The organism is Vibrio spartinae (genome assembly GCF_024347135.1).
Taxonomy (GTDB): Bacteria; Pseudomonadota; Gammaproteobacteria; order Enterobacterales; family Vibrionaceae; genus Vibrio; species Vibrio spartinae.
Genome location: NZ_AP024907.1, coordinates 814,018 through 840,671 on the forward strand (window position 1 = coordinate 814,018; position 26,654 = coordinate 840,671).

General features: G+C 46.0%; 25 protein-coding genes. 23 read left to right on the top strand and 2 right to left on the bottom strand.

The genetic code is table 11. The features are described from left to right. The first annotated feature begins 12 nt into the window (after positions 1-12). Complete coding sequence (gene secD, locus OCU60_RS03765) at positions 13-1,869, top strand: protein translocase subunit SecD (protein ID WP_074371351.1); 1,857 nt, start codon at positions 13-15, stop codon at positions 1,867-1,869. A 31-nt stretch (positions 1,870-1,900) separates the two neighbouring features. Continuing rightward, entirely contained in the window at positions 1,901-2,848 is a 948-nt protein-coding gene (gene secF / locus OCU60_RS03770; RefSeq protein ID WP_074371352.1) for a protein translocase subunit SecF, read from the top strand. 72 nt (positions 2,849-2,920) lie between these two features. Here secF and suhB read toward each other — a convergent pair whose 3' ends face one another. Further along, positions 2,921-3,724, bottom strand: coding sequence for an inositol-1-monophosphatase (gene suhB, locus OCU60_RS03775; RefSeq protein WP_074371353.1), 804 nt, complete (start codon positions 3,722-3,724; stop codon positions 2,921-2,923). A gap of 197 nt (positions 3,725-3,921) precedes the next feature. Between suhB and trmJ the strand changes: the two genes are divergently transcribed. The 19 genes from trmJ to OCU60_RS03870 all read left to right on the top strand — a co-directional run bounded on the left by trmJ (position 3,922) and on the right by OCU60_RS03870 (position 21,706). After that, a complete protein-coding gene (gene trmJ, locus OCU60_RS03780; protein ID WP_074371354.1) occupies positions 3,922-4,644 on the top strand; it encodes a tRNA (cytosine(32)/uridine(32)-2'-O)-methyltransferase TrmJ in 723 nt (240 codons plus the stop codon). A gap of 113 nt (positions 4,645-4,757) precedes the next feature. Then, on the top strand, positions 4,758-5,279 hold the full coding sequence (iscR, locus tag OCU60_RS03785; protein ID WP_074371355.1) for a Fe-S cluster assembly transcriptional regulator IscR: 522 nt from the start codon (positions 4,758-4,760) through the stop codon (positions 5,277-5,279). A 26-nt stretch (positions 5,280-5,305) separates the two neighbouring features. After that, positions 5,306-6,520 carry an IscS subfamily cysteine desulfurase gene (locus OCU60_RS03790; RefSeq protein WP_074371356.1) on the top strand — a complete coding sequence of 405 codons (1,215 nt, stop codon included), beginning with the start codon at positions 5,306-5,308 and terminating at the stop codon, positions 6,518-6,520. A gap of 36 nt (positions 6,521-6,556) precedes the next feature. Further along, positions 6,557-6,940: a Fe-S cluster assembly scaffold IscU gene (gene iscU / locus OCU60_RS03795; protein WP_074371357.1), complete on the top strand. Its 384-nt coding sequence runs from the start codon at positions 6,557-6,559 to the stop codon at positions 6,938-6,940. A 63-nt stretch (positions 6,941-7,003) separates the two neighbouring features. After that, entirely contained in the window at positions 7,004-7,330 is a 327-nt protein-coding gene (gene iscA, locus OCU60_RS03800; RefSeq protein ID WP_074371358.1) for an iron-sulfur cluster assembly protein IscA, read from the top strand. A 65-nt stretch (positions 7,331-7,395) separates the two neighbouring features. Continuing rightward, positions 7,396-7,911 (top strand): co-chaperone HscB, encoded by a 516-nt coding sequence (gene hscB / locus OCU60_RS03805; protein WP_074371359.1) that lies wholly within the window; start codon positions 7,396-7,398, stop codon positions 7,909-7,911. Between the two features lie 21 nt (positions 7,912-7,932). Continuing rightward, a complete protein-coding gene (gene hscA / locus OCU60_RS03810) occupies positions 7,933-9,789 on the top strand; it encodes a Fe-S protein assembly chaperone HscA (protein WP_074371360.1) in 1,857 nt (618 codons plus the stop codon). 13 nt (positions 9,790-9,802) lie between these two features. Further along, entirely contained in the window at positions 9,803-10,141 is a 339-nt protein-coding gene (fdx, locus tag OCU60_RS03815) for an ISC system 2Fe-2S type ferredoxin (protein ID WP_074371361.1), read from the top strand. 35 nt (positions 10,142-10,176) lie between these two features. After that, on the top strand, positions 10,177-10,371 hold the full coding sequence (gene iscX / locus OCU60_RS03820) for a Fe-S cluster assembly protein IscX (protein WP_021020770.1): 195 nt from the start codon (positions 10,177-10,179) through the stop codon (positions 10,369-10,371). 167 nt (positions 10,372-10,538) lie between these two features. Continuing rightward, complete coding sequence (gene pepB, locus OCU60_RS03825) at positions 10,539-11,825, top strand: aminopeptidase PepB (RefSeq protein ID WP_074371362.1); 1,287 nt, start codon at positions 10,539-10,541, stop codon at positions 11,823-11,825. 55 nt (positions 11,826-11,880) lie between these two features. Continuing rightward, entirely contained in the window at positions 11,881-12,318 is a 438-nt protein-coding gene (ndk, locus tag OCU60_RS03830) for a nucleoside-diphosphate kinase (RefSeq protein ID WP_074371363.1), read from the top strand. 146 nt (positions 12,319-12,464) lie between these two features. Next, positions 12,465-13,589, top strand: coding sequence for a bifunctional tRNA (adenosine(37)-C2)-methyltransferase TrmG/ribosomal RNA large subunit methyltransferase RlmN (locus OCU60_RS03835; protein WP_074371364.1), 1,125 nt, complete (start codon positions 12,465-12,467; stop codon positions 13,587-13,589). 452 nt (positions 13,590-14,041) lie between these two features. Further along, entirely contained in the window at positions 14,042-15,022 is a 981-nt protein-coding gene (gene rodZ, locus OCU60_RS03840; protein WP_074371365.1) for a cytoskeleton protein RodZ, read from the top strand. 8 nt (positions 15,023-15,030) lie between these two features. Further along, positions 15,031-16,158 carry a flavodoxin-dependent (E)-4-hydroxy-3-methylbut-2-enyl-diphosphate synthase gene (gene ispG, locus OCU60_RS03845; protein ID WP_074371366.1) on the top strand — a complete coding sequence of 376 codons (1,128 nt, stop codon included), beginning with the start codon at positions 15,031-15,033 and terminating at the stop codon, positions 16,156-16,158. Between the two features lie 25 nt (positions 16,159-16,183). Next, the gene (hisS, locus tag OCU60_RS03850; RefSeq protein ID WP_074371367.1) at positions 16,184-17,461 is read left to right on the top strand and encodes a histidine--tRNA ligase; all 1,278 of its coding nucleotides are present in this window, start codon (positions 16,184-16,186) and stop codon (positions 17,459-17,461) included. Positions 17,462-17,505: 44 nt separating this feature from the next. Further along, positions 17,506-18,120, top strand: a complete 615-nt coding sequence (locus OCU60_RS03855) for a YfgM family protein (protein ID WP_074371368.1) — start codon at positions 17,506-17,508, stop codon at positions 18,118-18,120. 12 nt (positions 18,121-18,132) lie between these two features. Next, entirely contained in the window at positions 18,133-19,293 is a 1,161-nt protein-coding gene (gene bamB, locus OCU60_RS03860; RefSeq protein WP_074371369.1) for an outer membrane protein assembly factor BamB, read from the top strand. A 184-nt stretch (positions 19,294-19,477) separates the two neighbouring features. Beyond that, positions 19,478-20,962, top strand: a complete 1,485-nt coding sequence (der, locus tag OCU60_RS03865) for a ribosome biogenesis GTPase Der (protein ID WP_074371388.1) — start codon at positions 19,478-19,480, stop codon at positions 20,960-20,962. A 498-nt stretch (positions 20,963-21,460) separates the two neighbouring features. Next, positions 21,461-21,706, top strand: a complete 246-nt coding sequence (locus OCU60_RS03870; protein WP_074371370.1) for a zinc ribbon domain-containing protein — start codon at positions 21,461-21,463, stop codon at positions 21,704-21,706. A gap of 3 nt (positions 21,707-21,709) precedes the next feature. Here OCU60_RS03870 and xseA read toward each other — a convergent pair whose 3' ends face one another. Continuing rightward, the gene (gene xseA / locus OCU60_RS03875; RefSeq protein WP_074371371.1) at positions 21,710-23,050 is read right to left on the bottom strand and encodes an exodeoxyribonuclease VII large subunit; all 1,341 of its coding nucleotides are present in this window, start codon (positions 23,048-23,050) and stop codon (positions 21,710-21,712) included. Positions 23,051-23,259: 209 nt separating this feature from the next. Here xseA and guaB point away from each other — a divergent pair, with 209 nt between their 5' ends. After that, a complete protein-coding gene (gene guaB / locus OCU60_RS03880; RefSeq protein WP_074371372.1) occupies positions 23,260-24,726 on the top strand; it encodes an IMP dehydrogenase in 1,467 nt (488 codons plus the stop codon). A 97-nt stretch (positions 24,727-24,823) separates the two neighbouring features. After that, positions 24,824-26,401: a glutamine-hydrolyzing GMP synthase gene (gene guaA, locus OCU60_RS03885; RefSeq protein WP_074371373.1), complete on the top strand. Its 1,578-nt coding sequence runs from the start codon at positions 24,824-24,826 to the stop codon at positions 26,399-26,401. Positions 26,402-26,654: the final 253 nt, after the last annotated feature.

Genomic DNA, 26,654 nt, shown 5'->3' on the forward strand with positions numbered 1-26,654 from the left:
AGGATCCTCGCTGTGCTGAACCGTTACCCATTATGGAAGTATCTGATGGTGGCATTGATTATTGCCATCTCTGCATTGTATGCACTTCCGAATATTTACGGTGAAGATCCAGCTGTTCAAATAACTGGGGCGCGTGGCGCCTCCGTTGATATGGCAACGCTGGATACTGTCACCCAATCGCTTGACAAAGCGCACCTTTCTTACAAATCAGCCGCTTTAGAAAACGGCTCTGTTCTTGTCCGGTTCAATAGTACCGATACCCAACTGAGTGCTCGGGATACGATTCGGGAAGCGCTTGACCGTAATATGATCGTGGCATTGAACCTTGCACCATTGACACCCCATTGGCTGGAGTCTATCGGTGCGACACCGATGAAGCTGGGGCTTGATTTACGCGGTGGCGTACATTTCCTGATGGAAGTGGATATGGATGCCGCGATGGACAAATTGCTGACTCAGGAAGAAGATGCCTTCCGAACCGAGCTTCGGGAAGCAAAAATTCGTTATCGTGCGGTTCATACGGTTGACAATAAGCGTTTGGAAGTTGTGCTACGTAACGAAGAGCAGGCCAATGAGGCTGTGAACATTCTTCAACCAAAACACCGGGACATGACCATCTCAGCGACAGAAAACCAAGGTCGCTATGTTCTGAAAGCGGTGTATACCGAAACGCGTCTGCAAGAAATCCGTAATTATGCTGTTGAGCAGAACATTACGATTTTAAGAAACCGGGTGAATGAACTGGGTGTCGCAGAGCCATTGGTGCAGCGTCAGGGAGCAAGCCGTATTGTGGTTGAGCTGCCCGGTGTCCAAGATACTGCCCGTGCCAAAGAAATTTTGGGGGCGACGGCAACATTGGAATTCCGTCAAGTTGATACCAGTGTCGATTTGGCAGCGGCTGCCGCCGGACGTGTCCCACCGGGAACAGAGGTCAAGCTTGATCGTCAAGGTCGTCCGGTTGTGCTGAAAAAACGGGTGATTCTGGGTGGTTCCAGTATTACCGATGCAAGCTCTAGTGCTGATGAATATGGCCGACCTCAGGTGAATATCTCTCTCGATAGCGAAGGCGGCAGCAAAATGGCTGCGTTTTCCGAGAAGAATATCGGTAAGTTGATGGCAACTGTTTTTGCGGAGTATAAAGACAGTGGTCGTAAGACACCGAAAGGAAAAATTATCCTGACGAAGCATGAAGAAGTGATTAACCAAGCGACCATTCAGTCGGCTTTGGGACGTAGTTTCCGGATTACGGGGATCGATTCTTCCGCAGAAGCACATAATCTGGCATTGCTGCTTCGTGCCGGTGCTCTGATTGCTCCGATTTCTATTGTTGAAGAGCGGACAATCGGTCCGTCAATGGGACAACAGAATATCGATATGGGGATTCAGGCATGTCTCTGGGGGATGCTCGCAGTCATGCTGTTTACCGCATTTTACTATCGCAAGTTCGGTTTGATTGCGAATTTGGCGCTGATGGCAAACTTAGTCTTGATTGTCGGAGTGATGTCGATGATCCCCGGAGCAACAATGACATTGCCGGGCATTGCAGGGATAGTATTGACTGTCGGTATGGCAGTGGATGCGAACGTGCTGATCTTTGAGCGGATTCGTGAAGAGCTTGTTGAAGGGCGTAATCCGCAACAGGCGATACATCAGGGATATGCCAACGCATTTAGCACCATTGCTGATGCCAATATCACAACGTTAATCACTGCGATTATCTTGTTTGCGGTCGGAACCGGTGCAATCAAAGGATTTGCTGTGACGTTGTCCATTGGTATTCTGACTTCAATGTTTACTGCCATTATTGGAACACGTTGTGTGGTGAACTTGCTTTATGGCGGCAAGCGGATTAAGAAATTGTCGATCTAATCGTCGTCATGATTAAAAGCTGGGAATAGATATGTTTCAAATTCTAAAAGCAAAGCAAGCGATCAACTTTATGCGTTGGTCGAAGTTTGCCTTCGTCCTTTCCGCGTTACTGATTGTGGCGTCTATCGTGACAATCTCGACGAAGGGATTTAACTGGGGGCTCGATTTTACCGGTGGTACGCTGATTGAAGTGAGTTTTGAGCAACCGGCTGATCTTCAACAGGTCAGGGGCGCGCTTGAAGCGAAAGGTTTTGGTGATGCGACGGTACAAAACTTTGGTTCTGCCAAAGATGTGATGGTTCGCCTCCGTCCGCGTGATAATGTTGCCGGTGAAGCTTTAGGCAACCAGATCATTAGCGCAATCAATACTGCGACAGGGCAGCATGTTGAAATGCGTCGTATCGAGTTTGTCGGTCCCAATGTGGGTGATGAACTGACTGAAGCGGGTGGGATGGCAATCCTGATATCGCTTCTCTGTATCCTGATGTATGTATCGATGCGTTTTGAATGGCGTTTATCTGCCGGGGCGGTTTTAGCTTTGGCGCATGACGTGACCATTACTCTCGGTGTGTTTTCGCTCTTACAGATCGAAGTCGATCTGACGATCGTTGCGGCATTGCTGACGGTGGTGGGCTACTCACTGAACGATACAATCGTTGTCTTTGACCGGATTCGTGAGAATTTCCGTAAAATGCGGAAAGGAGAATCTGATGAAGTGATGAATAATTCAATTACACAGACGCTGAGCCGGACTTTAATTACCTCCGCTACGACGTTATTTGTGGTGATTGCTTTGTTTGTTAAAGGTGGGGCGATGATTCACGGGTTTGCACTGGCACTGTTACTTGGTATCACTGTCGGGACATACTCTTCAATCTACGTTGCTTCTGCGCTGGCCTTAAAACTAGGGATTAAACGTGAGCACTTACTTCAACCGCAAGTTGAGAAGGAAGGTGCGGAGTTTGATGAACGCCCTTAGCGCGCATTGAGCTAAAAAAAACCGCTGATATCAATCAGCGGTTTTTTTATGTTTAGAGCATTCAAGCCATGACTATTTTAGAATCGCATCATTACCCTGTTCACGGATATGCTTCAGGATTGCTTTGACTCCTTTGGCGCTTGATGCCACGACATTGCCTGACTTCATGTAATTTGTGCCGCCTGCGAAATCTGTCACGATAACCCCGGCTTCACGAGCGATAAGATCGCCTGCTGCCATATCCCATGGTTTCAATCCCAGTTCAAAGAAACCATCGACACGATTCGCGGCAACGTAGCATAAATCCAATGCGGCAGAGCCGGTTCTGCGGAAGTCTGCACATTCAGTGAAGAGAGCAGAGACAATTTTTAGGTAAGATTCAGCGTGCTGTTTCTGTTTAAAAGGAAAACCGGTTGCCAGCACAGTACCCTGTAAATCTTTGAGCGCATTGACGCGAACTCGGGAACTGTTCAACTGTGCGCCTGAACCACGTTGTGCGGTAAACAGTTCATTCAACATTGGGTCATAAACACAGGCGACTTCTGTTCTGCCTTTGATACTGACTGCGATAGATACAGAAAAGTGAGGTATTCCTCTGAGGAAGTTGGTTGTGCCATCCAGTGGGTCGATGATCCATTGTACGTCTTGATCTTTTCCTTCAATCAGGCCATTTTCTTCAGCAATGATGACATGTTCTGGATAAGAGTTTTTGATCACGTCGATAATAATAGACTCTGCTTCTTGGTCTACATTCGTTACGAAATCGTTCGTACCTTTTTGAGTAGACTGAATTTTGTCAGTGTTTTCTAGTGATTTAGCAATATGGTTGCCAGCTTTTCGTGCGGCACGAATAGCGATATTAAGCATTGGATGCATACGGGTTTCCCAACGGATGTTAAAGAACGAAAAAAGCGGGCTGAAGTATACCAGAGATATTCAGAAAAGGAAGTGGTTAAATGATGTTCTATAGGGGATTATTTCACTCAGAACCTGACCATTTTTATCTGCTTTATGATAACATCGACAGCTATCAATGATGTCGTCATCCCATAATCAATAAAGTAGAATCACCCATGCTCAGTCAAGTGAAAATCGTGCTCGTCGGCACTTCTCATTCAGGTAATATCGGTTCAGCGGCTCGGGCTATGAAAGTGATGGGATTCAGCCAGATGGTTTTGGTTGCGCCTCAATGTGAGGTTGATGCTCAGGCTATTGCAATGGCTGCTGGTGCCAGTGACATTGCGTTAAATGCAATCGTCGTTGATTCCCTCGAAGCCGCTGTTGAAGATTGTCAGTTAGTGGTTGGCAGTAGTGCTCGTTCGAGAACACTGTCTTGGCCCATGTTGACCCCGAGAGCGTGCGGAGAACGTTTTGTGCAGGAAGGGGAGCAAGCACCGGTTGCATTAGTGTTTGGTCGGGAGAGAACGGGCCTGACGAATGAAGAATTACAGAAGTGCCATTATCATGTCGCGATTCCGGCGAATCCGGAATACAGCTCTTTGAATCTGGCGATGGCGGTACAAACGCTTTGTTATGAGATTCGTGTCGCCAATTTGGATCGGCAAGCGCAGGCTTTTCCCCAGGAAGCACCGTCAGCGTATCCGCGTCATGATGAGTTAGAACGATTCTATCAGCACCTAGAGAAAGTGCTGTATCAGACCCAATTTATTACCGAAGAACAACCCAACCTGGTAATGAATAAATTACGTCGTTTATTTAGTCGTGCCCGCCCGGAATCTCAGGAAATCAACATATTAAGAGGTATTTTGACATCGATTGAACGATGCGCGAAATAACCGTTTTTATCGAGTGGTTAAATACCCGACTAAATAGGTCAAATAAATACTTGACCTATTTAGTCGGGTATGACACACTCCTATCCACATAAACGGTGTGGATACAAGTGATTATGAGATTAACATCAAAAGGAAGATATGCAGTAACAGCCATGCTTGATGTGGCTCTGCATTCGCAACAAAATCCAGTGCCGCTGGCTGATATCTCCGAGCGTCAAGGAATTTCTTTGTCCTATCTGGAGCAGTTGTTCGCAAAACTGCGTAAAGCCGGATTGGTTGCAAGTGTCCGAGGACCGGGAGGCGGATACCGTTTAGGCTCCGAAGCCTATGCGATTTCTATCGGACATATTATCGGTGCTGTTGATGAATCCGTCGATGCAACCAAATGTTCAGGGAAAGGCGATTGTCAGGGCGGAACTCGTTGTCTGACACATACACTTTGGTGCGATCTAAGTTCTCGTATTAGTGATTTTCTCAATAATATCACACTGGGTGATCTGATGAATGATAACGAAGTAATAGAAATTTCAGATCGACAGAATGTAGACCTTGCAATCAATCAGGGACGCACGCAGCAGAAGCCGCCTTCGGTACAAGCCGAACCCGTGTCTCTTAGAGCGAATGCTCGGTCATAATTGCTAGTTTTACATTGGAGTAGAAAATGAAACTGCCTATTTATTTTGATTATTCAGCGACATGTCCGGTTGATCATCGTGTTGCTGAGAAAATGGTTCAGTACATGACGGTTGATGGTATTTATGGTAATCCGGCATCTCGTTCTCACCGCTATGGCTGGCAGGCAGAAGAAGCTGTGGATACGGCTCGTGAGCAGATCGCAGCATTGCTGAATGCCGATTCAAGAGAAATTGTTTTCACCTCAGGTGCGACAGAGTCTGATAACCTTGCGATTAAAGGTGCTGCTCATTTTTACGGTAAGAAAGGCAAGCATGTCATTACCTGTAAGACCGAGCATAAAGCCGTCCTGGATACCTGTCGTCAGCTTGAACGCGAAGGCTTTGAAGTGACGTATCTTGAGCCTGAGCCAAATGGCTTGATCGATCTCAACAAGCTGAAAGCGGTTATGCGTGATGAAACGGTTCTTGTCTCCATTATGCATGTGAACAATGAAATCGGTGTGATTCAGGATATTGAAGCTATCGGTGAGTTATGCCGTGAACATAAAATTGTATTCCATGTGGATGCTGCGCAGTCGGCCGGAAAACTTCCGATTGACGTCCAACAAATCAAGGTTGATCTGATTTCTTTATCTGGGCATAAGATGTACGGTCCAAAAGGGATTGGTGCACTCTATGTTCGTCGTAAACCTCGCATTCGTCTTGAAGCGCAAATGCATGGTGGCGGGCATGAGCGCGGATTCCGTTCAGGAACGCTCCCTACGCATCAGATCGTTGGTATGGGAGAAGCTTGCCGAATCGCCAAAGAAGAAATGCAACAAGACTATGATCATGCGAAAAAGTTACGTGATCGGATGTTAACTGGCCTTGAAGGGATGGAAGCGGTCACGGTCAACGGTGATCTTGAACAGCGTCTGCCGAACAACCTGAACATTAGTTTTGCTTATGTCGAAGGTGAGTCGTTACTGATGTCGTTAAAAGACCTTGCCGTCTCGTCTGGTAGTGCATGTACTTCTGCCAGTTTAGAGCCATCTTATGTATTGCGCGCTCTGGGGATGGACGATGAACTGGCTCATAGCTCAATTCGTTTTTCATTTGGTCGTTTTTCGACGGAAGAAGAGGTAGACTACGCGGTCGAGCAAATCCGTGTAGCTGTAGATAAATTACGCGACATGTCTCCTCTATGGGATATGTACAAGGAAGGCGTTGATTTGGGTTCCGTTGAGTGGGCTCAGCATTAATTTCTTCGCAGCGATAGAGGATATGAGGTAATCATCATGGCATATAGTGATAAAGTAATTGACCACTACGAGAATCCACGCAATGTTGGTTCTTTTGACAAAGAAGACCCAAGTATCGGAAGTGGTATGGTAGGTGCGCCTGCGTGCGGTGACGTGATGAAACTGCAAATCAAAGTTTCATCGGAAGGCATCATCGAAGATGCGAAATTTAAAACATATGGGTGTGGTAGTGCGATTGCTTCCAGCTCATTAGTTACCGAGTGGGTGAAAGGCAAGTCGGTTGATGAAGCGGCAGCGATCAAAAATGCTGAAATCGCTGAAGAGCTTGAGTTGCCACCAGTGAAAGTTCATTGCTCGATTCTTGCAGAAGATGCGATTAAAGCAGCTGTTGCGGATTATAAGAAAAAACACGAGCATTGATAATCGATTGAGGGAGTCGACGGATTCCCTCTGAAACCCACTTAGATTTGAGGTTAGAGTTGTATGTCCATCACCTTAACTGAAACGGCAGCTGATCGCGTTCGTTCTTTTTTAGACAATCGTGGAAAAGGGATCGGCTTGCGTTTGGGTGTTAAAACAACAGGTTGTTCTGGCATGGCGTACGTGCTGGAGTTTGTTGATGATCTCAATGAAGAAGAAGACCAAGTCTTTGAAAATCATGGTGTGAAAATTATTATTGACGCCAAGAGTCTCGTTTATCTTGACGGCACTCAGTTAGACTATGTGAAGCAAGGATTGAACGAAGGCTTTGAATTCAACAACCCAAATGTCAAAAGTGAATGTGGTTGTGGTGAAAGCTTTAATGTTTAAGACATCGGAAGTCAGGATTGATGAATGTTGAATTGGATAGCCGATGAATCAGGACTGATATGAACATGAATTATTTTGAATTATTTGGGCTACCAACTCAGTTTGATCTGGATGGTAGCCTTCTTTCTTCTCAGTACCGAGCGTTGCAAAAGACTTTTCACCCAGATAACTTTGCCACAGCGTCAGAGCGTGAGCGTTTAGTTGCGGTCCAGAAAGCTTCAGAAATTAATGATGCTTACCAGACGCTGAAAAATGAAATCCGTCGAGCTGAGTATCTTTTAATGCTCCATGGCATTGAACTTCGGGGTGAACAACAGACCATGCAGGATCCTGAATTCCTGATGGAACAGATGTTGTTACGTGAGGAGTTGGAAACGCTTGAAAGTGTGGCAGATGCTCAGGAACAACTGCTCGATTTTGAAGGGAAAGTCAGCAAAATGTACAAAATACAATTGACGACCCTGAAAGAACAACTGGCGCAATCCCATTGGGAATCGGCTGCGGACACTGTCCGAAAGCTCAAATTTATTGCCAAACTAAGAAATGAAATCGAACGCGCCGAAGAGAAACTTCTCGGCTAGTTTAGAACAAAGGAAAGCCCTATGGCATTACTGCAAATCGCTGAGCCTGGTCAGAGTGCAACACCTCATCAACATAAGCTGGCTGCAGGCATTGATTTAGGTACAACAAACTCACTGGTGGCTTCGGTCCGGAGTGGTACTGCTGAAACGCTCCCCGATCAACATGGACGGTCTATTGTCCCTTCAGTGGTGAATTATGCCCAGGATGCAGTTATCGTTGGTGTTGATGCACGAAAGAAAGCTCAGCAAGATCCTGAAAATACAGTTATTTCCGTGAAACGACTGATCGGTCGTTCACTGCATGACGTTCAACAACGTTATCCTCATTTACCTTATCGGTTTAAATCGAGCCAGAATGGCTTACCTGTCATTCAAACAGAACATGGCGAGAAAAACCCGATTCAGGTGTCTGCCGATATTCTCAGAACTCTGGCACATCGTGCCGAACAATCACTTGGTGGCGAATTAGCGGGTGTAGTGATTACAGTGCCTGCTTATTTTGATGATGCCCAGCGCGCGGGAACAAAAGAAGCAGCACAGTTAGCCGGGCTCCATGTGTTACGTTTATTGAATGAACCAACCGCCGCTGCGATTGCTTATGGTCTGGATTCAGGACGTGAAGGGGTAATCGCGGTTTATGACCTTGGTGGTGGGACATTTGATATCTCTATTTTGCGTTTGTCAAAAGGGGTGTTTGAAGTTCTGGCGACTGGCGGAGATTCTGCCCTTGGTGGGGATGATTTTGATCATCTGATCGCAGAACATCTCAAAGAATGCATCGGCATTGAACATCCGCTCAATGCTGAAGAATATCGCACATTGTTAGATGCCGCATCACAGGCAAAAGTAGATTTATCGGACGCTGAATCCGTTGATATTTCAGTGCTTGGCTGGCATGGGCAATTGAGTCGTGAACAATTTGAAGCTCTGATTCAATCGTTGGTGAAAAAGACGCTGATGTCATGTCGCCGCGCATTGAAAGATGCCGAGGTCGATACGGATGAAGTGATCGAAGTGGTGATGGTCGGTGGTTCGACCCGAACCCCATTCGTCCGGGAAATGGTTGGTGAATTCTTTGGTCGCGAGCCGCTGACCAGTATTGATCCCGATGAAGTTGTGGCGATTGGTGCCGCGACGCAAGCGGATATTCTGGCTGGTAATAAACCGGATTCGGAAATGTTGTTGTTAGATGTCATTCCACTGTCGTTGGGCATTGAAACCATGGGTGGATTAGTGGAAAAAATAATTCCGCGTAATACAACGATTCCGGTTGCCCGGGCACAAGAGTTCACGACGTTTAAAGATGGTCAAACTGCAATGATGGTTCATACGGTGCAAGGTGAGCGGGAGATGGTTGCGGATTGTCGCTCTTTGGCGCGTTTCTCTTTAAAAGGGATCCCACCGATGACGGCTGGTGCTGCACACATCCGGGTTACCTACCAGGTTGATGCTGATGGTTTGCTTTCTGTCACCGCCATGGAAAAAAGTACGGGGGTTCAGGCTGAGATTCAGGTGAAACCGTCTTATGGTTTAAGTGATGATGAAGTGGCCTCGATGCTCAAAGATTCAATGGCTTATGCAGCCGAAGACATGCAGGTCCGGGCGCTGATGGAACAGCGTGTTGAATCGGACCGTGTGATCGAAGGGTTAATTGCAGCAATGCAGGCTGATGGTGATGAACTATTGGATGAGCAAGAGAAAGCTGAGCTCCTGAGAGCGATTGAAACGCTGATTGCTTTGAGAAATGGTGAGGATGCCAATGCAATTGAACAGGGCATCAAAGATATTGATAAAGTGAGTCAGCCATTTGCTTCACGCCGTATGGATAAATCAATTCGTGAAGCATTAGCTGGTCAATCTGTAGATGATATTGAGTAGTTGAGATACAAACATGCCAAAGATTATTGTTTTACCTCATGAAGAGCTATGTCCTGAAGGTGCTGTCCTTGAGGCAGAAACCGGAGAATCGGTTCTTGATGTGGCATTGAAAAATGGGATTGAGATTGAGCACGCGTGTGAGAAATCATGTGCGTGTACAACCTGTCATGTTATCGTTCGGGAAGGGTTTGATTCACTCGGTGAAAGTGATGAACTGGAAGATGATATGCTGGATAAGGCCTGGGGGCTTGAGCCTGAGTCTCGTTTGGGGTGTCAGGCGAAAGTGACCGATGAAGACTTGGTGATTGAAATCCCTAAATATACATTGAACCATGCAGCGGAAGAGCATTGATTTGACTGTTGCACCGTAGCTGATAGGAACGAATGATGAAGTGGATTGATTCACGGGATATTGCTATCGAACTATGCGACCTTTATCCTGATGTTGACCCGAAAAATGTACGCTTTACCGATTTACATCAATGGGTCATGGATTTGGATGATTTTGATGATGATCCAAATCATTCGAATGAAAAAATTCTGGAAGCAATTATTCTGTGTTGGATGGACGAAGTCGATTAATGTTGCCATCCTTGCATGAAGCGTGCTTGTAAAATAAATCTCGTCAAAAGCGGATCTTTACAGATCCGCTTTTTATCAATTTGACATGTTTGCCAGATATAATGGTAAATTGTCTGAGTGAACCAGAAAAATAAGTGGCAAGAAGTGAAGAAAGACAAGGAGAGGCCATGTCTGTAAATATGTCAGTATCAATTAGCCAAGAGAAAGCCCCTGAACAGTGGGGAGAAAAGGCGACAGTTTCTTATTCCGAATCCGGTGTGACGATTCATATCGATCCATTCTCTACCCCGCTAGCGACGATTCAGAAAGCCGCCCGAAAAATGGATGGGCAAGGCTTATGCAATATTTCATTAATTGGCAGTGATTGGGATTTAGAGCGAATCTGGGCTTTTTATCAAGGATATCGTGATCCGAAAAAATTAAACACATTAACATGGGAAGCGCTTGCTGAAGACGATCAGCGAGAACTAGAAGCTCGGATCAAAACATCTGACTGGGCAAGAAATGTCATTAATAAAAGTGCTGAAGAGGTTGCCCCTCGGCAGTTGGCAACGGTGGCTGCTGAGTTTGTGAAGTCTCTCGCGCCTGAATTGGTTTCTTATCGTATTGTGAAAGATAAAGATTTACTTTCTGATGGTTGGGAAGGCATTTTTGCTGTCGGGCGCGGCTCTGAACGGACTTCAGCGATGCTGCAGTTAGATTTCAATCCAACGGGTGATGAGAATGCCCCTGTGTATGCCTGCCTTGTCGGCAAAGGTATTACATTTGATTCGGGTGGTTATAGCCTGAAACCTTCGAACTTCATGGCATCAATGAAGTCAGATATGGGTGGGGCTGCGTTGGCCACCAGTGGCTTAGGGCTCGCGATTTTACGCGGCTTGAATAAACGGGTGAAACTGATTCTGTGCTGTGCAGAAAACATGGTGTCCGGACGCGCACTGAAATTGGGCGATATCATTACCTATAAGAATGGTAAAACGGTTGAGATCATGAACACCGATGCGGAAGGGCGTTTAGTGTTGGCCGATGGTTTGATTTATGCGAGTGAACAAAAGCCAGAGATGATCATTGACTGTGCAACATTGACCGGGGCTGCGAAGACCGCATTAGGTGTTGACTATCATGCTCTGATGAGTTTTGACGAAACCTTAAGTCATCAGGCTCTTTCTGTTGCAAAAATGGAAGGTGAACGTTTATGGCCACTGCCATTGGAATCATTCCATCGTGACATGTTGCCTTCTAGTTTTGCCGATCTATCGAATATCAGCTCCTCTGATTATACGCCGGGAGCCAGTACCGCAGCTGCATTTTTGTCGCATTTTGTTGAAGATTACCGCAAAGGCTGGTTACATTTCGATTGTGCCGCGACTTACCGTAAATCAGCCACGGATAAGTGGGCAGCGGGTGCGACTGGTATTGGTATTCGTACTTTGGCTCGTTTATTGATTGACTAAAATAAAATTCAGATCTTGATATTTGAATAACAATAGAGAAAGAAAGGACAATTTTATGGCGTTAGAGAGAACGTTTTCTATCATAAAGCCCGATGCTGTAGAGCGTAATCTGATTGGTGAAATTTATCATCGTATTGAAAAATCCGGATTGCAGATTGTTGCAGCGAAGATGGTGCATCTGACTGAAGAGCAGGCGAGTGGTTTCTACGCTGAGCATCAAGGCAAACCATTTTTTGAGTCGCTAAAAGAGTTTATGATTTCCGGACCAATCATGGTCCAGGTGCTTGAAGGTGAAAACGCTATTGCTCGCTATCGTGAGCTGATGGGAAAAACTAACCCGGAAGAAGCCGCTTGTGGCACACTTCGCGCGGATTACGCACTGAATATGCGTCTGAATTCTGTTCATGGTAGTGATAGTGACGATTCTGCTGCTCGGGAAATCGCTTTTTTCTTCCCTGATTCAGAAATCTGTCCAAGAGTATCTCTGTCGTAATTGAACCTTGTTTATGACTGAAATGTGTAATGAAAAACCCCGCTTTAAGCGGGGTTTTGTTGCTTATTCATAGGGCTTGTTGTCAGTGCTCAAAGGCTGTACAATTCGCGCCCTGAATTTGATGTACGGTTTTTCTGAGAGGCGCCATGACCACACAAAAAATTAATCTGCTTGATTTTGATCGTACAGCTTTACGTCAGTTTTTTACTGAAGAGCTGAACGAAAAAGCATTTCGTGCTGATCAAATCATGAAGTGGATTTATCACTTTGGTTGTGATGACTTCGAACTGATGACCAACATTAATAAAAAGCTGAGAGAAAAGCTGAAAAACCGCTGTGAGATTAAAGCGCCACTGGTTTCAGAAGCTCAGCATTCATCGGATGGTACGATCAAATGGGCGATGCGGGTCGGTGACCAAGATGTTGAAACCGTTTATATCCCGGAAGATGATCGGGCCACATTATGTGTGTCATCTCAGGTTGGTTGTGCGCTGGAATGTAAATTCTGTTCTACAGCGCAACAAGGGTTCAACCGTAACTTACGCGTTTCTGAAATTATCGGGCAAGTCTGGCGTGCTGCACGTGAAGTCGGTATGGAAAAAGAGACCGGCCGGCGTCCTATCACTAACGTTGTGATGATGGGCATGGGTGAACCCTTGCTCAATATGAAAAACCTGCTTCCGGCATTGGAGATTATGCTGGATGACTTCGGATTCGGGTTATCCAAGCGTCGGGTGACGGTGTCCACATCTGGTGTGGTTTCCGGACTGGAACAAATGACCGGACGGATTGATGTTGCGCTGGCGATTTCTCTTCATGCACCGAATGATAAGTTACGAAGTGACATCATGCCGATCAATGATCGGTGGGATATTCAGGATTTTCTGTCCTCTGTGCGTCGCTATATCGCCTCGTCAAATGCGAACCGTGGCAAAGTGACGGTTGAATATATTCTGCTTGACCATGTTAATGACGGGACTGAGCATGCTCACGAACTGGCGGAATTAATGAAAGATACGCCATGTAAGATTAACCTGATTCCATTCAATCCTTATCCGGGATCGCCATATCAGAAACCAAGCAATTCCCGTATTGATCGATTCATGAAGACCTTAATGGGACATGAATACACCGTAACGGTCCGTAAAACGCGCGGGGATGATATTGACGCAGCCTGCGGTCAGCTTGTCGGAGATGTCATTGATCGGACCAAACGGACTCGGTTATTAACTGAGCAGGACAATGCAATTCCGATTAAAGCGGTTCTCTGATTGCTATGACTGATGATTTTCTCTGACGCAGGCGTTTATTTTTTATGATTAAAACGGCTCTGCGTCGAAATATCCGTCATTTTATATGCTTAACTTCCTTTCTTGATGTTTTCTGAGCGTATATTTGTTCTCTGCTCAAGAAGTGCGATGAGTTGATAAAAGTCGTCTTCTTGCCTGTTTCACCCAGCGTTTAGCCCTATTTTGTGTCAATTTTCCGAAAAACTTAGATTTGACCGAGTCTTCTTCCTTAATTCATTGTTGTTTCAGTTTTAATATCCTTTAGAATGACACTGTGCGTATCAAAATCATTTGAGTTACTGATAATTTTGACGCTAAGATAAACTTTATTTTGTGCTGGAACGGAAATAAGCTATCCCAAAAGAACTAAAATCAATAAAGCGCAATGCTTATTATAGGGTTACAGCAAAGAGACAAGAGATAGACGCTACGTGATGACAGAATCAGAAATAGTAAAAGAAGAAGATAACCAGATAGGCCCCGGCACACTTCTGAAACAGAAGCGCGAATCGCTAGGGCTGACTCAAAAGCAGATCGCGGACAAGCTTCGGCTACGTCTGACGATTATACAGTCGCTCGAGGAAAATAATTTTGATATCGACAAGGTATCAACATTTACAAGAGGTTATGTTCGTTCTTATGCCAAACTGGTTGGGATTGATGAGCCGGAAATACTCGCAGCGTATGATCATTACTGTGGTGTGACTGCCCCTGACTTATTGATGACTAGCTTTTCAAGAAAAACGACCCGAGAGCAGCATAACAGCCGGATTAATCTGATTACGGTTGGTATTGTTGCCATTGTGATCGGTATTTCATCGGTCTGGTGGTATCAAAACCAAAAACAGGACACACTGATTCCGCCTAAGACCGAGACATCATCACAACAGGATCAAGTCGCGGGTTCGTCGGGAGAGAAGAAAAGTGATGACTTTACGACGGTACGTGATCTGACTCAGTCATCCGATGCTGAGAATGCCGTCTCACCTGTAGAGCCAGAAGCAAACGTAGCCGATGACACTGCCGCTGATGATACTGCCGCCACTGAATCTGAACCGGCACAACCTCCGCAAGACGAACAGAAAGGGGGGACTGATCAAACCGATACCGCATCAGCTGAATCGGTTGCTTCCGATTCAGCAACTCCTCCCGCAGATGAACCACAATCGTCAGTTGCATTGACGGCTTTGACCATGAATTTTGAGAATGACTGTTGGGTTCGCGTCACGGATACAAACGGTAAAACGTTAGCGATTGGATTGAAAAAAGCGAATCAATCGGTTCAGCTTCAGGGAGAAGCGCCATTTAAGGTTATTTTAGGGGCTCCAGAAAGTGTTTCTATGACATTTGCAGGTGAACCTGTTGACCTTTCTGGGTATACTTCAGGCAAAGTAGCCAGATTTAGCTTACCTTAGACAAAAATATGCAATATGAGTCTCCAATAAAGCGTCGCCGTTCGACACGTATCTACGTTGGCGATGTTCCTATCGGCGATGGTGCTCCCATCGCAGTTCAGTCGATGACAAATACGAGAACGACCGATGTTGAGGCAACGGTTGCTCAAATCCATTCACTGGAAAAAGTCGGTGCAGATATTGTTCGGGTTTCAGTTCCGACCATGGATGCAGCCGAAGCATTCCGAGAAATTAAGAAACGCGTATCGATTCCTTTGGTCGCCGATATCCATTTTGATTACCGCATTGCACTTCAAGTTGCTGAATACGGTGTCGATTGTTTACGGATCAATCCTGGAAATATCGGACGTGAAGAGCGAATTCGTGCTGTTGTAGATTGTGCTCGGGATAAAGGCATTCCGATCCGAATTGGTGTCAATGGTGGATCATTAGAAAAAGAGATTCAGCAGAAATATGGCGAGCCAACAGCCGAAGCGCTGGTGGAATCCGCAATGCGTCATGTTGATATTCTTGACCGACTCAATTTTGACCAATTTAAAGTAAGTGTGAAAGCCTCCGATGTTTTTCTGGCCGTTGATTCCTATCGTTTGTTGGCTCAGAAAATCGATCAACCTTTACATTTAGGGATCACCGAAGCCGGTGGTGCACGCGCGGGTGCAGTTAAATCATCCGTTGGACTGGGCATGTTGCTTGCTGCGGGGATTGGCGATACGTTGCGCATTTCTTTGGCAGCCAATCCGGTAGAAGAAATTAAAGTCGGATTTGATATCCTCAAATCTCTGCGGATTCGTTCCCGGGGAATCAATTTTATTGCCTGTCCGAGTTGTTCTCGTCAAGAGTTTGATGTCATCAGCACCGTCAATGCACTGGAAGAGCGTCTTGAAGATATCCTCACACCAATGGATGTCTCGATTATTGGCTGTGTCGTCAATGGCCCCGGAGAAGCAGAAGCTTCACATTTGGGAATTGCGGGTAGCAACCGCAAAAGTGCATTTTATGAAGATGGGATCCGCCAGAAAGAACGGTTCGACAATGATGATTTAATTCATCAGCTTGAAGCAAAAATTCGGGCAAAAGCGTCAATGCTCGACCAGCAAAATCGCATTCAGGTCACTCAAGTCGAAGACAACAATTAATATCAATGAATTTACGGTAATCCTTGTGACAAAAACAATTCAAGCAATTCGAGGCATGAACGACTGTCTCCCGACACAATCACCGCTCTGGCAAAAGGTTGAGGGCAAGGTAAAACAAGTCATCAATGCATACGGCTATAGTGAAATCCGTATGCCGATCATTGAAATGACGCCTCTGTTCAGTCGCGCGATCGGTGAAGTTACCGATGTGGTTGAAAAAGAAATGTACACTTTCGAAGATCGTAACGGTGATAGCCTAACCTTGCGTCCTGAAGGTACGGCTGGTTGTGTCCGAGCCGGTATTCAAAATGGTCTGCTATATAATCAGGAACAGCGTTTGTGGTATATGGGGCCGATGTTCCGCCATGAGCGACCACAGAAAGGACGATATCGCCAATTCCATCAGTGTGGTGTCGAGGTGTTTGGTCTTGATGGACCAGATGTTGATGCAGAGTTAATCATGATGACTGCCCGGATGTGGCAGGCGTTGGGAATCGCACCCTATGTCAAACTCGAACTCAATTCAATCGGGTCACCAGAGGCGCGTGCTGAGTACCGGACCGCGTTAATTGCCTTTCTGGAGCAGCATGAATCCGTGCTGGATGAAGACAGCAAACGTCGTATGTATACTAACCCGCTGCGGGTGCTGGATACCAAAAATCCCGAAATTCAGGCGATTTTGGGTGAGGCGCCTAAATTGTCAGAGTATCTTGATAGTGATTCTCGGATTCATTTTGCCGGTTTATGTGAACTTCTTGACGCAGCAGGCATCGAATACACGGTCAATGAGCGCTTAGTTCGCGGGCTGGATTACTACAATCGTACCGTTTTCGAATGGGTAACTGAAAGTCTCGGGGCTCAGGGCACGGTTTGTGGTGGTGGTCGCTATGATGGTCTTGTCGAACAGATGGGCGGTAAAGCGACATCTGCGGTTGGTTTCGCGATGGGATTGGAGCGCCTGGTCCTGATGGTTGAAGCGCTGGAACTGACCGATGATATTGCACGCCAAGTCGATGTCTATATCGTAACGGCTGGCGAAGGCACATTATCGGCAGGCATGACACTGGCGGAGTCGGTGCGGGAATCATTGCCGACGTTGCGTATTATGAACCACTTTGGTGGTGGGAATTTCAAGAAACAGTTTAAGCGGGCTGATAAAGTCGGCGCCTCTGTTGCATTAGTTCTCGGAGAGGATGAAATGGCACAACAGATGGTTGTCTTTAAAGATCTGAATGGTGGAACTCAGGAAACGGTTTTACAGTCAGATATCATTGAAAAACTGGCTTATTTTTTCAAGTGCTGATGGTTGGAAGTTCAGCTGAGAAGCTTAATTAAAGAGGGAAAAACGTGGAACTCTACGATACCGAAGAACAACAAGTTGAAGCGATTAAGAATTGGTGGCAAGAGAATGGCAAAGCCGTCATTGTCGGCACTGTTGTCGGCTTAGCTGCGATTCTAGGCTGGAATTATTATCAGTCATCAGTGAAAGATGCTCAGGTGGCTGCCTCTCATCAGTATTCTGATGTGGTTGCTTCACTTTCTCAGCAAGGACTCGACGCAGAAAAAACTGTTCAGAGTTTCATTGAACAACATTCAGACAGTAACTATGCCGTGTTGGCAGCCATGCAGTTAGCGAAATCTCAGATTGATGCCAAGCATCTGGATGAAGCGCTTGATCAGCTTGAGTGGGCCAAAGCGCATACCGATGATAAAGCATTGGATACGTTAATTGATTACCGAATTGCCCGGATTCAGGCTGAACAAGGCAATTATGAGAGTGCTGAAGCCTCTTTGAAACAGATTACGGACTCAGGCTGGGTTGGTCGTGTTGCCGAACTGAAAGGTGATATTGCGCTGCGTCAGGGCAATAAGGAAGCCGCTTATGTTGCTTATACAGAAGCTCAGCAGGCTGAAGATGCCAGCCAGACATTACAAATGAAGTTAGATGATCTTGCCAAATAAGGGCGTGAGTGAATGAAAAAGTGGTTTGGCAACTTATTTTTAATGGCTGTAATGACGAGCGGGTTGGTTGGATGTTCCGGAGAAGAAGAGTCGGTCGTTATGGCGCCGGTTCCTGTCGTCAAAAGTCAGTTTACGCCACATTCGGATTGGCATGCTTCCGTTGGCAGTGGGGTCGGTCATTATTTCTCAAAACTCAAGCCGAAATATGCCTATGACACCATTTTTGTTGCAGACCGCGATGGTTTAGTCAAAGCGCTGAATCCTGAAAATGGTAAAGAGCTCTGGCATCATGATCTTGAAGTTGATGACCCTATTCGTTTGGCCGGCGGCATTGAGTCTGGATTTAACCAGATTTATGTTGGTAGTGAAAATGGGGTGGTTTACGCGCTGGATGCGAAAAGCGGTGAACTGAAGTGGAAGCAGAACATTGGTGGTGAAGTTCTGGCTCCCCCGACAACTGACAGTAATCTATTAATCATCAATACCAGCAATGGCAATTTGACGGCACTGGATCAAAGCAGTGGTAAAGAACAATGGGTGATTAGTACCGAAGTACCGAACCTGACACTGCGCGGTGTGAGTGAACCGGTGGCTGTCTCTGGCGGTGTATTCTGGGGAACGGCCAGCGGACGGCTGGCTGCCGCGATTACGTCCCGGGGACAAATGATTTGGCAACAACCGATCGGGATACCGAAAGGGGCAACAGAGATTGATCGGCTCGTTGATGTTGATTCGTCACCACTGGTCATCGGTAATTCTCTCTATACTATCGGCTATAATGGTCAACTGGTTGATATTGATCTTCGTTCTGGAAAGCCAGTCTGGAAACGGACTTATTCTTCAGCAAAAAATATCGCAACTGATGGCGGACACTTGTTTATCGCGACAGATGAAGACCATATTGTCGCGGTTGATGCGCGTAGCGGAACAGAGTTGTGGAGTAACAGTAAACTCGAACATCGCTTGGTGACTGCGCCCGTCGTGATCAGTAACTATGTTGTTGTTGGCGATAGTGAAGGTTACCTCTACTGGATTGACCGGAATAGTGGTGAGTTTGTTGCTCAGCAGTTTGTTGATAGCAGTGGATTTGCTGTTTCTCCGATTGCTTTGCCAGACAGTAGTTATCTGTCGATCACTCGAAATGGCGATCTGAAGAAACTGACGATCCGCTAAGAATTCGTGATATAATTTTATAATCGGCTCCTGGCTGGAAACAGTTAGGAGCCATTTTATTGTGGTTTTGAAAAACTGCTTTTTCCAAGCAGTTTTGCTTTGTGTGATACCGACTGAATTCATCAAAATGAATTGACGCCGTCATGTGGTCATGCACAGAGCATTGAACGATTTAGAGGTTGTTATGGTTCCTGTTGTTGCGCTGGTTGGGCGTCCGAATGTCGGTAAATCTACATTATTCAACCGATTAACCCGTACTCGCGATGCATTGGTTGCAGACTTTCCCGGTCTGACCCGAGACCGTAAGTATGGTCATGCCAAAATAGGCGAGCAAGAGTTCATCGTGATTGATACCGGTGGTATTGATGGTGGTGAAGAGGGTGTAGAAAGCAAAATGGCACAACAATCTCTGGCTGCAATTGAAGAAGCAGATGTTGTGCTATTTATGGTCGATGGCCGTGCCGGATTAACGCCAGCAGATGACGGTATTGCATCGCATTTGCGTAAAATTGAAAAGACGTCATTTCTGGTTGTGAATAAAGTCGATGGCATTGATGCCGATGCTGCCAGCGCTGAATTCTGGCAGTTGGGGATGACGCAGATGTTCCAAATTGCGGCAGCCCACGGACGAGGTGTCAGTGCACTGATTGAACGGGTTTTGACACCAACGATTGAATCGTTAAAAGCACAGGCTGAAATCGAAGACCTGACCGACATCGAAACCGTTGAGCCCCCTGCAATCCAGGATTATACCGAAGAAGATGCAGAAGCTGAGTATCAGCGCTTGCAAGAGCAGCCGATCAAGCTGGCTATTATCGGTCGTCCCAATGTCGGTAAGTCAACACTCACTAACCGTATTCTGGGTGAAGAGCGCGTCGTTGTTTATGACATGCCCGGAACCACCCGCGATTCGATCTATATTCCGATGCAACGTCACGAGCGTGAATATGTCTTGATTGATACGGCAGGAGTGCGGCGTCGTAAACGCATTAATGAGACCGTAGAAAAATTCTCTGTCGTTAAGACACTGAAAGCGATTGAAGATGCAAACGTTGTATTGCTGTTGATCGATGCACGGGAAAATATCTCTGATCAGGATTTGAGCTTGCTTGGCTTTGCCTTGAATGCCGGACGTTCTATTGTTCTCGCTGTGAACAAGTGGGATGGATTGGATATTGATGTTAAAGATCGAGTGAAAAAAGAGCTCGATCGTCGGCTGGGATTTGTGGATTTTGCCCGTATTCACTTTATTTCAGCATTGCATGGCACTGGTGTTGGTCATTTGTTTGAGTCTGTTGAAGAGGCCTACAAATCAGCGACAACGCGAGTGAGCACATCGATATTGACTCGTATTATGAAAATGGCAACGGAAGATCATCAGGCACCGATGGTACGTGGTCGACGCGTCAAATTAAAGTATGCCCATGCCGGTGGTTATAACCCGCCGATTATTGTCATTCACGGAAACTTGGTCAATGAGTTGCCTGACTCTTACAAACGTTATTTAATGAATTACTATCGTAAGTCTCTGGAGATTATGGGTACACCGATCCGGATCCAGTTCCAGAGCAGTGAGAACCCGTATGAGAATAAGTCTTCTAAGTTAACCATGTCTCAAGAGAGACAGAAAAAACGGTTGATGTCGATGATGAAGCATCGCAAGAAATAGTTTTTCGTTATATCAGACGTATCGAGAGCCCGGCAATCAAGCCGGGTTTTTCATGTCCGGGGTTTGGTCTCTGTCACCAACAATTTTTTACAAACAACAGGCAATGTAAGGTGTATGATCTTTTTATGAAATCCTTTATGTGGGTTTTTAATACGGTTATTAATTTATAATATATCGTTTAAAATTCAAAAACAGAACATGTAACTTATGCTTTCGGTGTGTGGTTATATAAATGTTCTTTTTGGTATTGATCGCTGATCAGTGTGAATAAAGCATGAGATCAAGCAAAGATCTTATTCTTTGTTGCCTGGATCTACGTTATCATCTTTTTTACCAATACAGGCAAATACTTATATGTGTCTGTTTCACGGAGTATACAATCAACCGACGGTTTTCAGATCTGATCTTTTTCCATATACGATCCGGTATACAAATCTGAGATGCAGAGCAGATCGACAGTGAGTGAAATCGTTCTATTCCAGAAAAGAGAGAGAAAGGATGAGCCTGAATCAATGTCCAGCGTGTGATGAAGAACTTGAATGGGATGGACAGTATTATTGCCCGGTATGTGCGATACATTACCGTAAAGTCGCTTATTGTCCTGATTGCCAAACTGAGTTGGAGCGGCTGCAAGCCTGTGGCGCGGTCAGCTATTTTTGTGCACAGTGTCATGAGCAGAAGTCAAAACGAAATCCTAAACTGCGATTGATATTTCAACCGATAGGACAAGACGCTGAGGGATAGAACCTACTCAGACTGAATGACGGTTGAGCGAATCGTGCCATCAGTGAGGCGGGTGGTGATGCATTCACCGAGTTTGACATCGTTCAGACTCCGGACAATCTGACCGGACTGGTTTTGAGTGACGGAGTAACCTCGTCTCAACGTCGAAAGCGGGCTGACAGCATCCAATGTCTCGGCTGCGAGTGCCAGTTGATGGCGTGAGCTGAGCAATCTTCTTTCTATCGCATCAATATAGCGCTGTTCATATTTTTTCAGCAGATAATGCTGTTGCTGGATCTGTTGTTGTGGAGAGTGGTATCTGAGTTGATTAGTGGTTCGCTCTACCATTTGCGAATGTCTGGTTAAGTAATGCTGCATGGCTTGTTGCAGGCGAATACTCAACTCATCTATCTGCTGAATTTGTCGTTCCAGACGATAACTTGGGTGTTGTTTTTCCAAGGCATGCTGATGCGTCTGGCTTTTCTGACGTTGTGCTGCCAGATAGTAACGCATCGCTTGGTTCAGACGGTGATGATAATTGAGCAGACCGGTCCGTTTATCACTACTGTCGCGGCTCACTAGCTCGGCTGCGGCTGAAGGTGTCGGAGCTCGCACGTCGGCAACAAAATCTGCAATAGTTATATCAATTTCATGGCCGACTGCACTGACAATCGGGATTTGGCTGGCTGCGATTGTTCGGGCGACAATCTCATGGTTAAAACACCACAAGTCTTCCAGAGAGCCGCCTCCGCGTCCAACGATTAACACATCACACTCTTGGCGGGCGTTGGCTCGGCCAATCGCTTGGGCGATTCGAATTGCAGCATCTTCTCCCTGCACCATCGTCGGATAGATAATCACAGGCAGTGTCGGATCACGGCGTTTCAATACATCGAGAATATCAAACAGTGCGGCACCGGTTTTGGATGTAATGATACCGATACATTGTGGATGCTCAGGCAAAGGTTGCTTATTGCCGGGAGCAAATAGTCCTTCCGCGGTGAGCTTTTGCTTCAATTGCTCGAATTCTTGTTGTAGCCGTCCATCACCTTCGGCTTGCATACTTTCAATAATTAACTGATAGTCGCCTCGCGGCTCGTATAACGACAGACGTGCTCTGACCAAAACCTGCTGTCCGTTTTGGGGCTTAAAGGAGACAAAACGATTATTGCCTTTAAACATCGCACACTTGACCTGTGCCCGAGCGTCTTTCAGCGATAAGTACCAATGCCCTGAAACAGGCGCGGAAAAATTAGATACTTCACCGAGTAGCCAGATGATGCCCATCTCATGTTCGAGGAGCAGACGAACTTCTGCATTAAGGCGGGATACCGTATAAATGTTTTGGTTGTTTGCTGATAGCACAGGAGAATGTCGTGGCCGTAGGAATGGAAATTAGCCGCAATATAATACATATCAAGGGGGTAATTGCAAATAAAAATTGAATAAATGTGTAGTAAAACGATTCATCGCTCGGTATAATCCCTCCGCAATATCAAATCCAATTCACTTTGATAAAAACATTTGAGGGATTGGGTTATTTCTTTTAACACCCTAGCTGTGAGATATTGCAAATGCTACGAATCGCCAAAGAAGCCCTGACTTTTGATGACGTATTGCTCGTCCCCGCCCATTCAACTGTTCTTCCGAATACTGCTGAACTGAAAACTCGGCTAACCAAAAATATCACGCTGAACATTCCAATGATTTCTGCGTCCATGGATACAGTCACTGAGGCTCGTCTTGCGATTGCTTTGGCTCAGGAAGGTGGGCTCGGCTTTATCCATAAGAATATGTCAATCGAGCAACAAGCTGCTCAGGTTCGTCAGGTCAAAATCTACGAAGCCGGGGTTGTGACTTCTCCTGTTACTGTTCAGCCAGATCAAACTATCGCCGATGTTATGGCTCTGACTGAAAAACATGGCTTTGCCGGATTCCCTGTCGTGACAGAAAATAATGAGCTGGTTGGTATTATCACTGGCCGTGATGTTCGTTTCGTGACGGATTTGACCAAAAAAGTCTCTGTGGTGATGACGCCAAAAGAACGTCTGGCAGCAGTAAAAGAGGGGACGGATCGTGCAGATGTTCAGGAAAAAATGCACCGAGCCCGTGTTGAAAAAGTTCTGGTTGTGAATGATGAATTCCAACTGACAGGGATGATCACCGCGAAAGATTTCCATAAAGCAGAAATTGCGCCGAATGCGTGTAAAGATGAGTTGGGACGTTTGCGTGTCGGTGCTGCTATCGGTGCTGGTGCTGGCAATGAAGAGCGTGTCAAAGCATTGGTTGAAGCTGGTGTCGATGTGTTGTTGATTGATTCTTCTCACGGTCATTCCGAAGGGGTTTTGCAACGGATTCGTGAAACTCGCGCGACATTCCCTGATTTAGATATTATCGGTGGCAACGTTGCAACAGCTGAAGGTGCTCGTGCACTGATTGAAGCTGGTGTGAGTGCGGTAAAAGTTGGGATCGGCCCAGGTTCTATCTGTACCACTCGTATTGTCACTGGTGTTGGGGTTCCACAAATTTCAGCCATCGGTGATGCAGCATCAGTTGCCAATGAATATGATATTCCGGTGATTGGGGATGGTGGTATCCGCTTCTCAGGTGATATCTGTAAAGCAATCGCAGCCGGCGCATCTTGCGTGATGGTTGGTTCGATGCTTGCCGGTACAGAAGAATCTCCGGGAGAAGTGGTTCTTTATCAAGGTCGTTCTTATAAAGCTTATCGTGGTATGGGCTCACTGGGCGCGATGTCAAAAGGCTCTTCAGATCGTTACTTTCAGTCGGATAATGCGGCCGATAAGTTAGTTCCTGAAGGCATTGAAGGGCGTATTGCATACAAAGGTCTGCTGAAAGAAATCGTTCATCAACAAATGGGCGGACTACGCTCTTGTATGGGATTGACAGGCTCTGCAACCATTGAAGATCTGCGTACCAAGGCTCAATTTGTACGAATTTCTGGTGCTGGTATTCAAGAATCCCACGTCCACGATGTTCAAATTACCAAAGAAGCACCAAACTATCGTTTAGGGTCATAATCCCGCAACGAAAACGTTTGCTTTTTGCTTGATGATGACATGAGAGGCGAGTAAACTCGCCTCCGTTCTATAAACTTTTCTTTGAAGACGACTCAACATGACCAAAAACATTCATGACCAACGGATCCTTATCCTAGATTTTGGTTCACAATACACGCAGCTTGTCGCACGTCGTGTTCGTGAAATTGGCGTATATTGCGAACTATGGAGCTGGGATGTCGATGAAGCCGACATTCGAGAATTTAATCCGAACGGCATCATATTATCAGGTGGCCCTGAAAGTGTGACCGAGGACAACTCTCCTCGCGCACCACAATATGTCTTTGATTGTGGCGTGCCTGTTTTGGGCGTTTGCTACGGTATGCAGACCATGGCAGAACAATTGGGCGGAAGAGTCTCCGGTTCGACCGAGCGTGAATTTGGCTATGCTCAGGTTCAGGTGGTTCAGGAATCGAAGCTGTTTGAAGGCCTGCGTGATAGCGTCACTGAAGATAACAGTGCGCTGTTAGATGTTTGGATGAGCCATGGTGATAAAGTCATCGAGATTCCAATGGGATTCACCCAAGTTGCACAAACGGATACTTGTCCGTACGCAGCAATGGCAAATGAAGAGAAAAAATACTACGGCGTGCAGTTCCATCCTGAAGTGACCCACACCAAGCAAGGGCTGAAAATGCTGGAGAACTTCGTGTTTGGTGCCTGTGGTTGTGAACGTTTGTGGACGCCGAGCTCAATTATTGAAGATGCGGTTGCCCGAATTAAAGAAACTGTCGGTGACGATGAAGTCCTTCTGGCGCTGTCCGGTGGTGTCGATTCATCGGTTGTTGCGATGTTGGTTCAGCGTGCTATCGGTGACAAGCTGACCTGTGTTTTCGTTGATAACGGCTTGTTGCGTCTTAACGAAGGCCAGCAGGTGATGGATATGTTCGGTGACCATTTTGGACTGAATATTATCAAAGTTGATGCTGAAGAGCGTTTTCTTAATGCATTGACTGGCAAGTCAGATCCAGAAGAGAAACGAAAAGTAATCGGGCACGAGTTCATTGAAGTCTTTGATGAAGAAGCCAGTAAATTGAAAAATGCCAAATGGCTTGCGCAGGGGACCATCTATCCGGATGTCATCGAATCTGCCGCTTCTAAGACGGGTAAAGCACATGTGATTAAATCTCACCACAATGTGGGTGGATTACCAGAAGATATGGAAATGGGCTTGGTTGAACCGTTACGTGAGTTATTTAAAGATGAAGTGCGTAAAATTGGTTTAGAGCTCGGCCTGCCATACGACATGCTATATCGTCATCCATTCCCCGGTCCGGGTCTGGGTGTCCGGGTTTTAGGTGAAATCAAGAAAGAATATTGTGATTTACTGCGCCGCGCTGATGCAATCTTCATTGAAGAATTACACGCTGCTGATTTGTATAACCAAGTCTCGCAAGCGTTCACGGTCTTCCTTCCTGTTCGCTCGGTTGGCGTAATGGGTGATGGTCGTAAATACGATTGGGTTGTCTCGCTACGTGCCGTAGAAACGATCGACTTTATGACCGCGCATTGGGCACACTTACCATACGAATTCCTAGGTAAGGTATCTAATCGCATCATCAATGAAGTGAATGGCATTTCCCGCGTTGTTTACGATATCTCAGGTAAGCCACCGGCAACAATTGAGTGGGAATAATCCTCCTTTAAGAAAGGTCTGGCATTAACAGGCACTAAATCATACTTAAGTCCGCGTAATTGCGGACTTTTTTTGTTTTTGGCTTAGTCATTTTTGGCAATGTCTGGCAACGCCAAGCACGGTTTGACCGTGGTATTTTGATGGGTATGATGCATCGGTAATGCCATGGATTACGTCCGATACCATGCTGAGTGTTTTTGATGGGACATGGTATTAAATTTTTATATCTATCTGTTTTGTAAAGATTAATCTC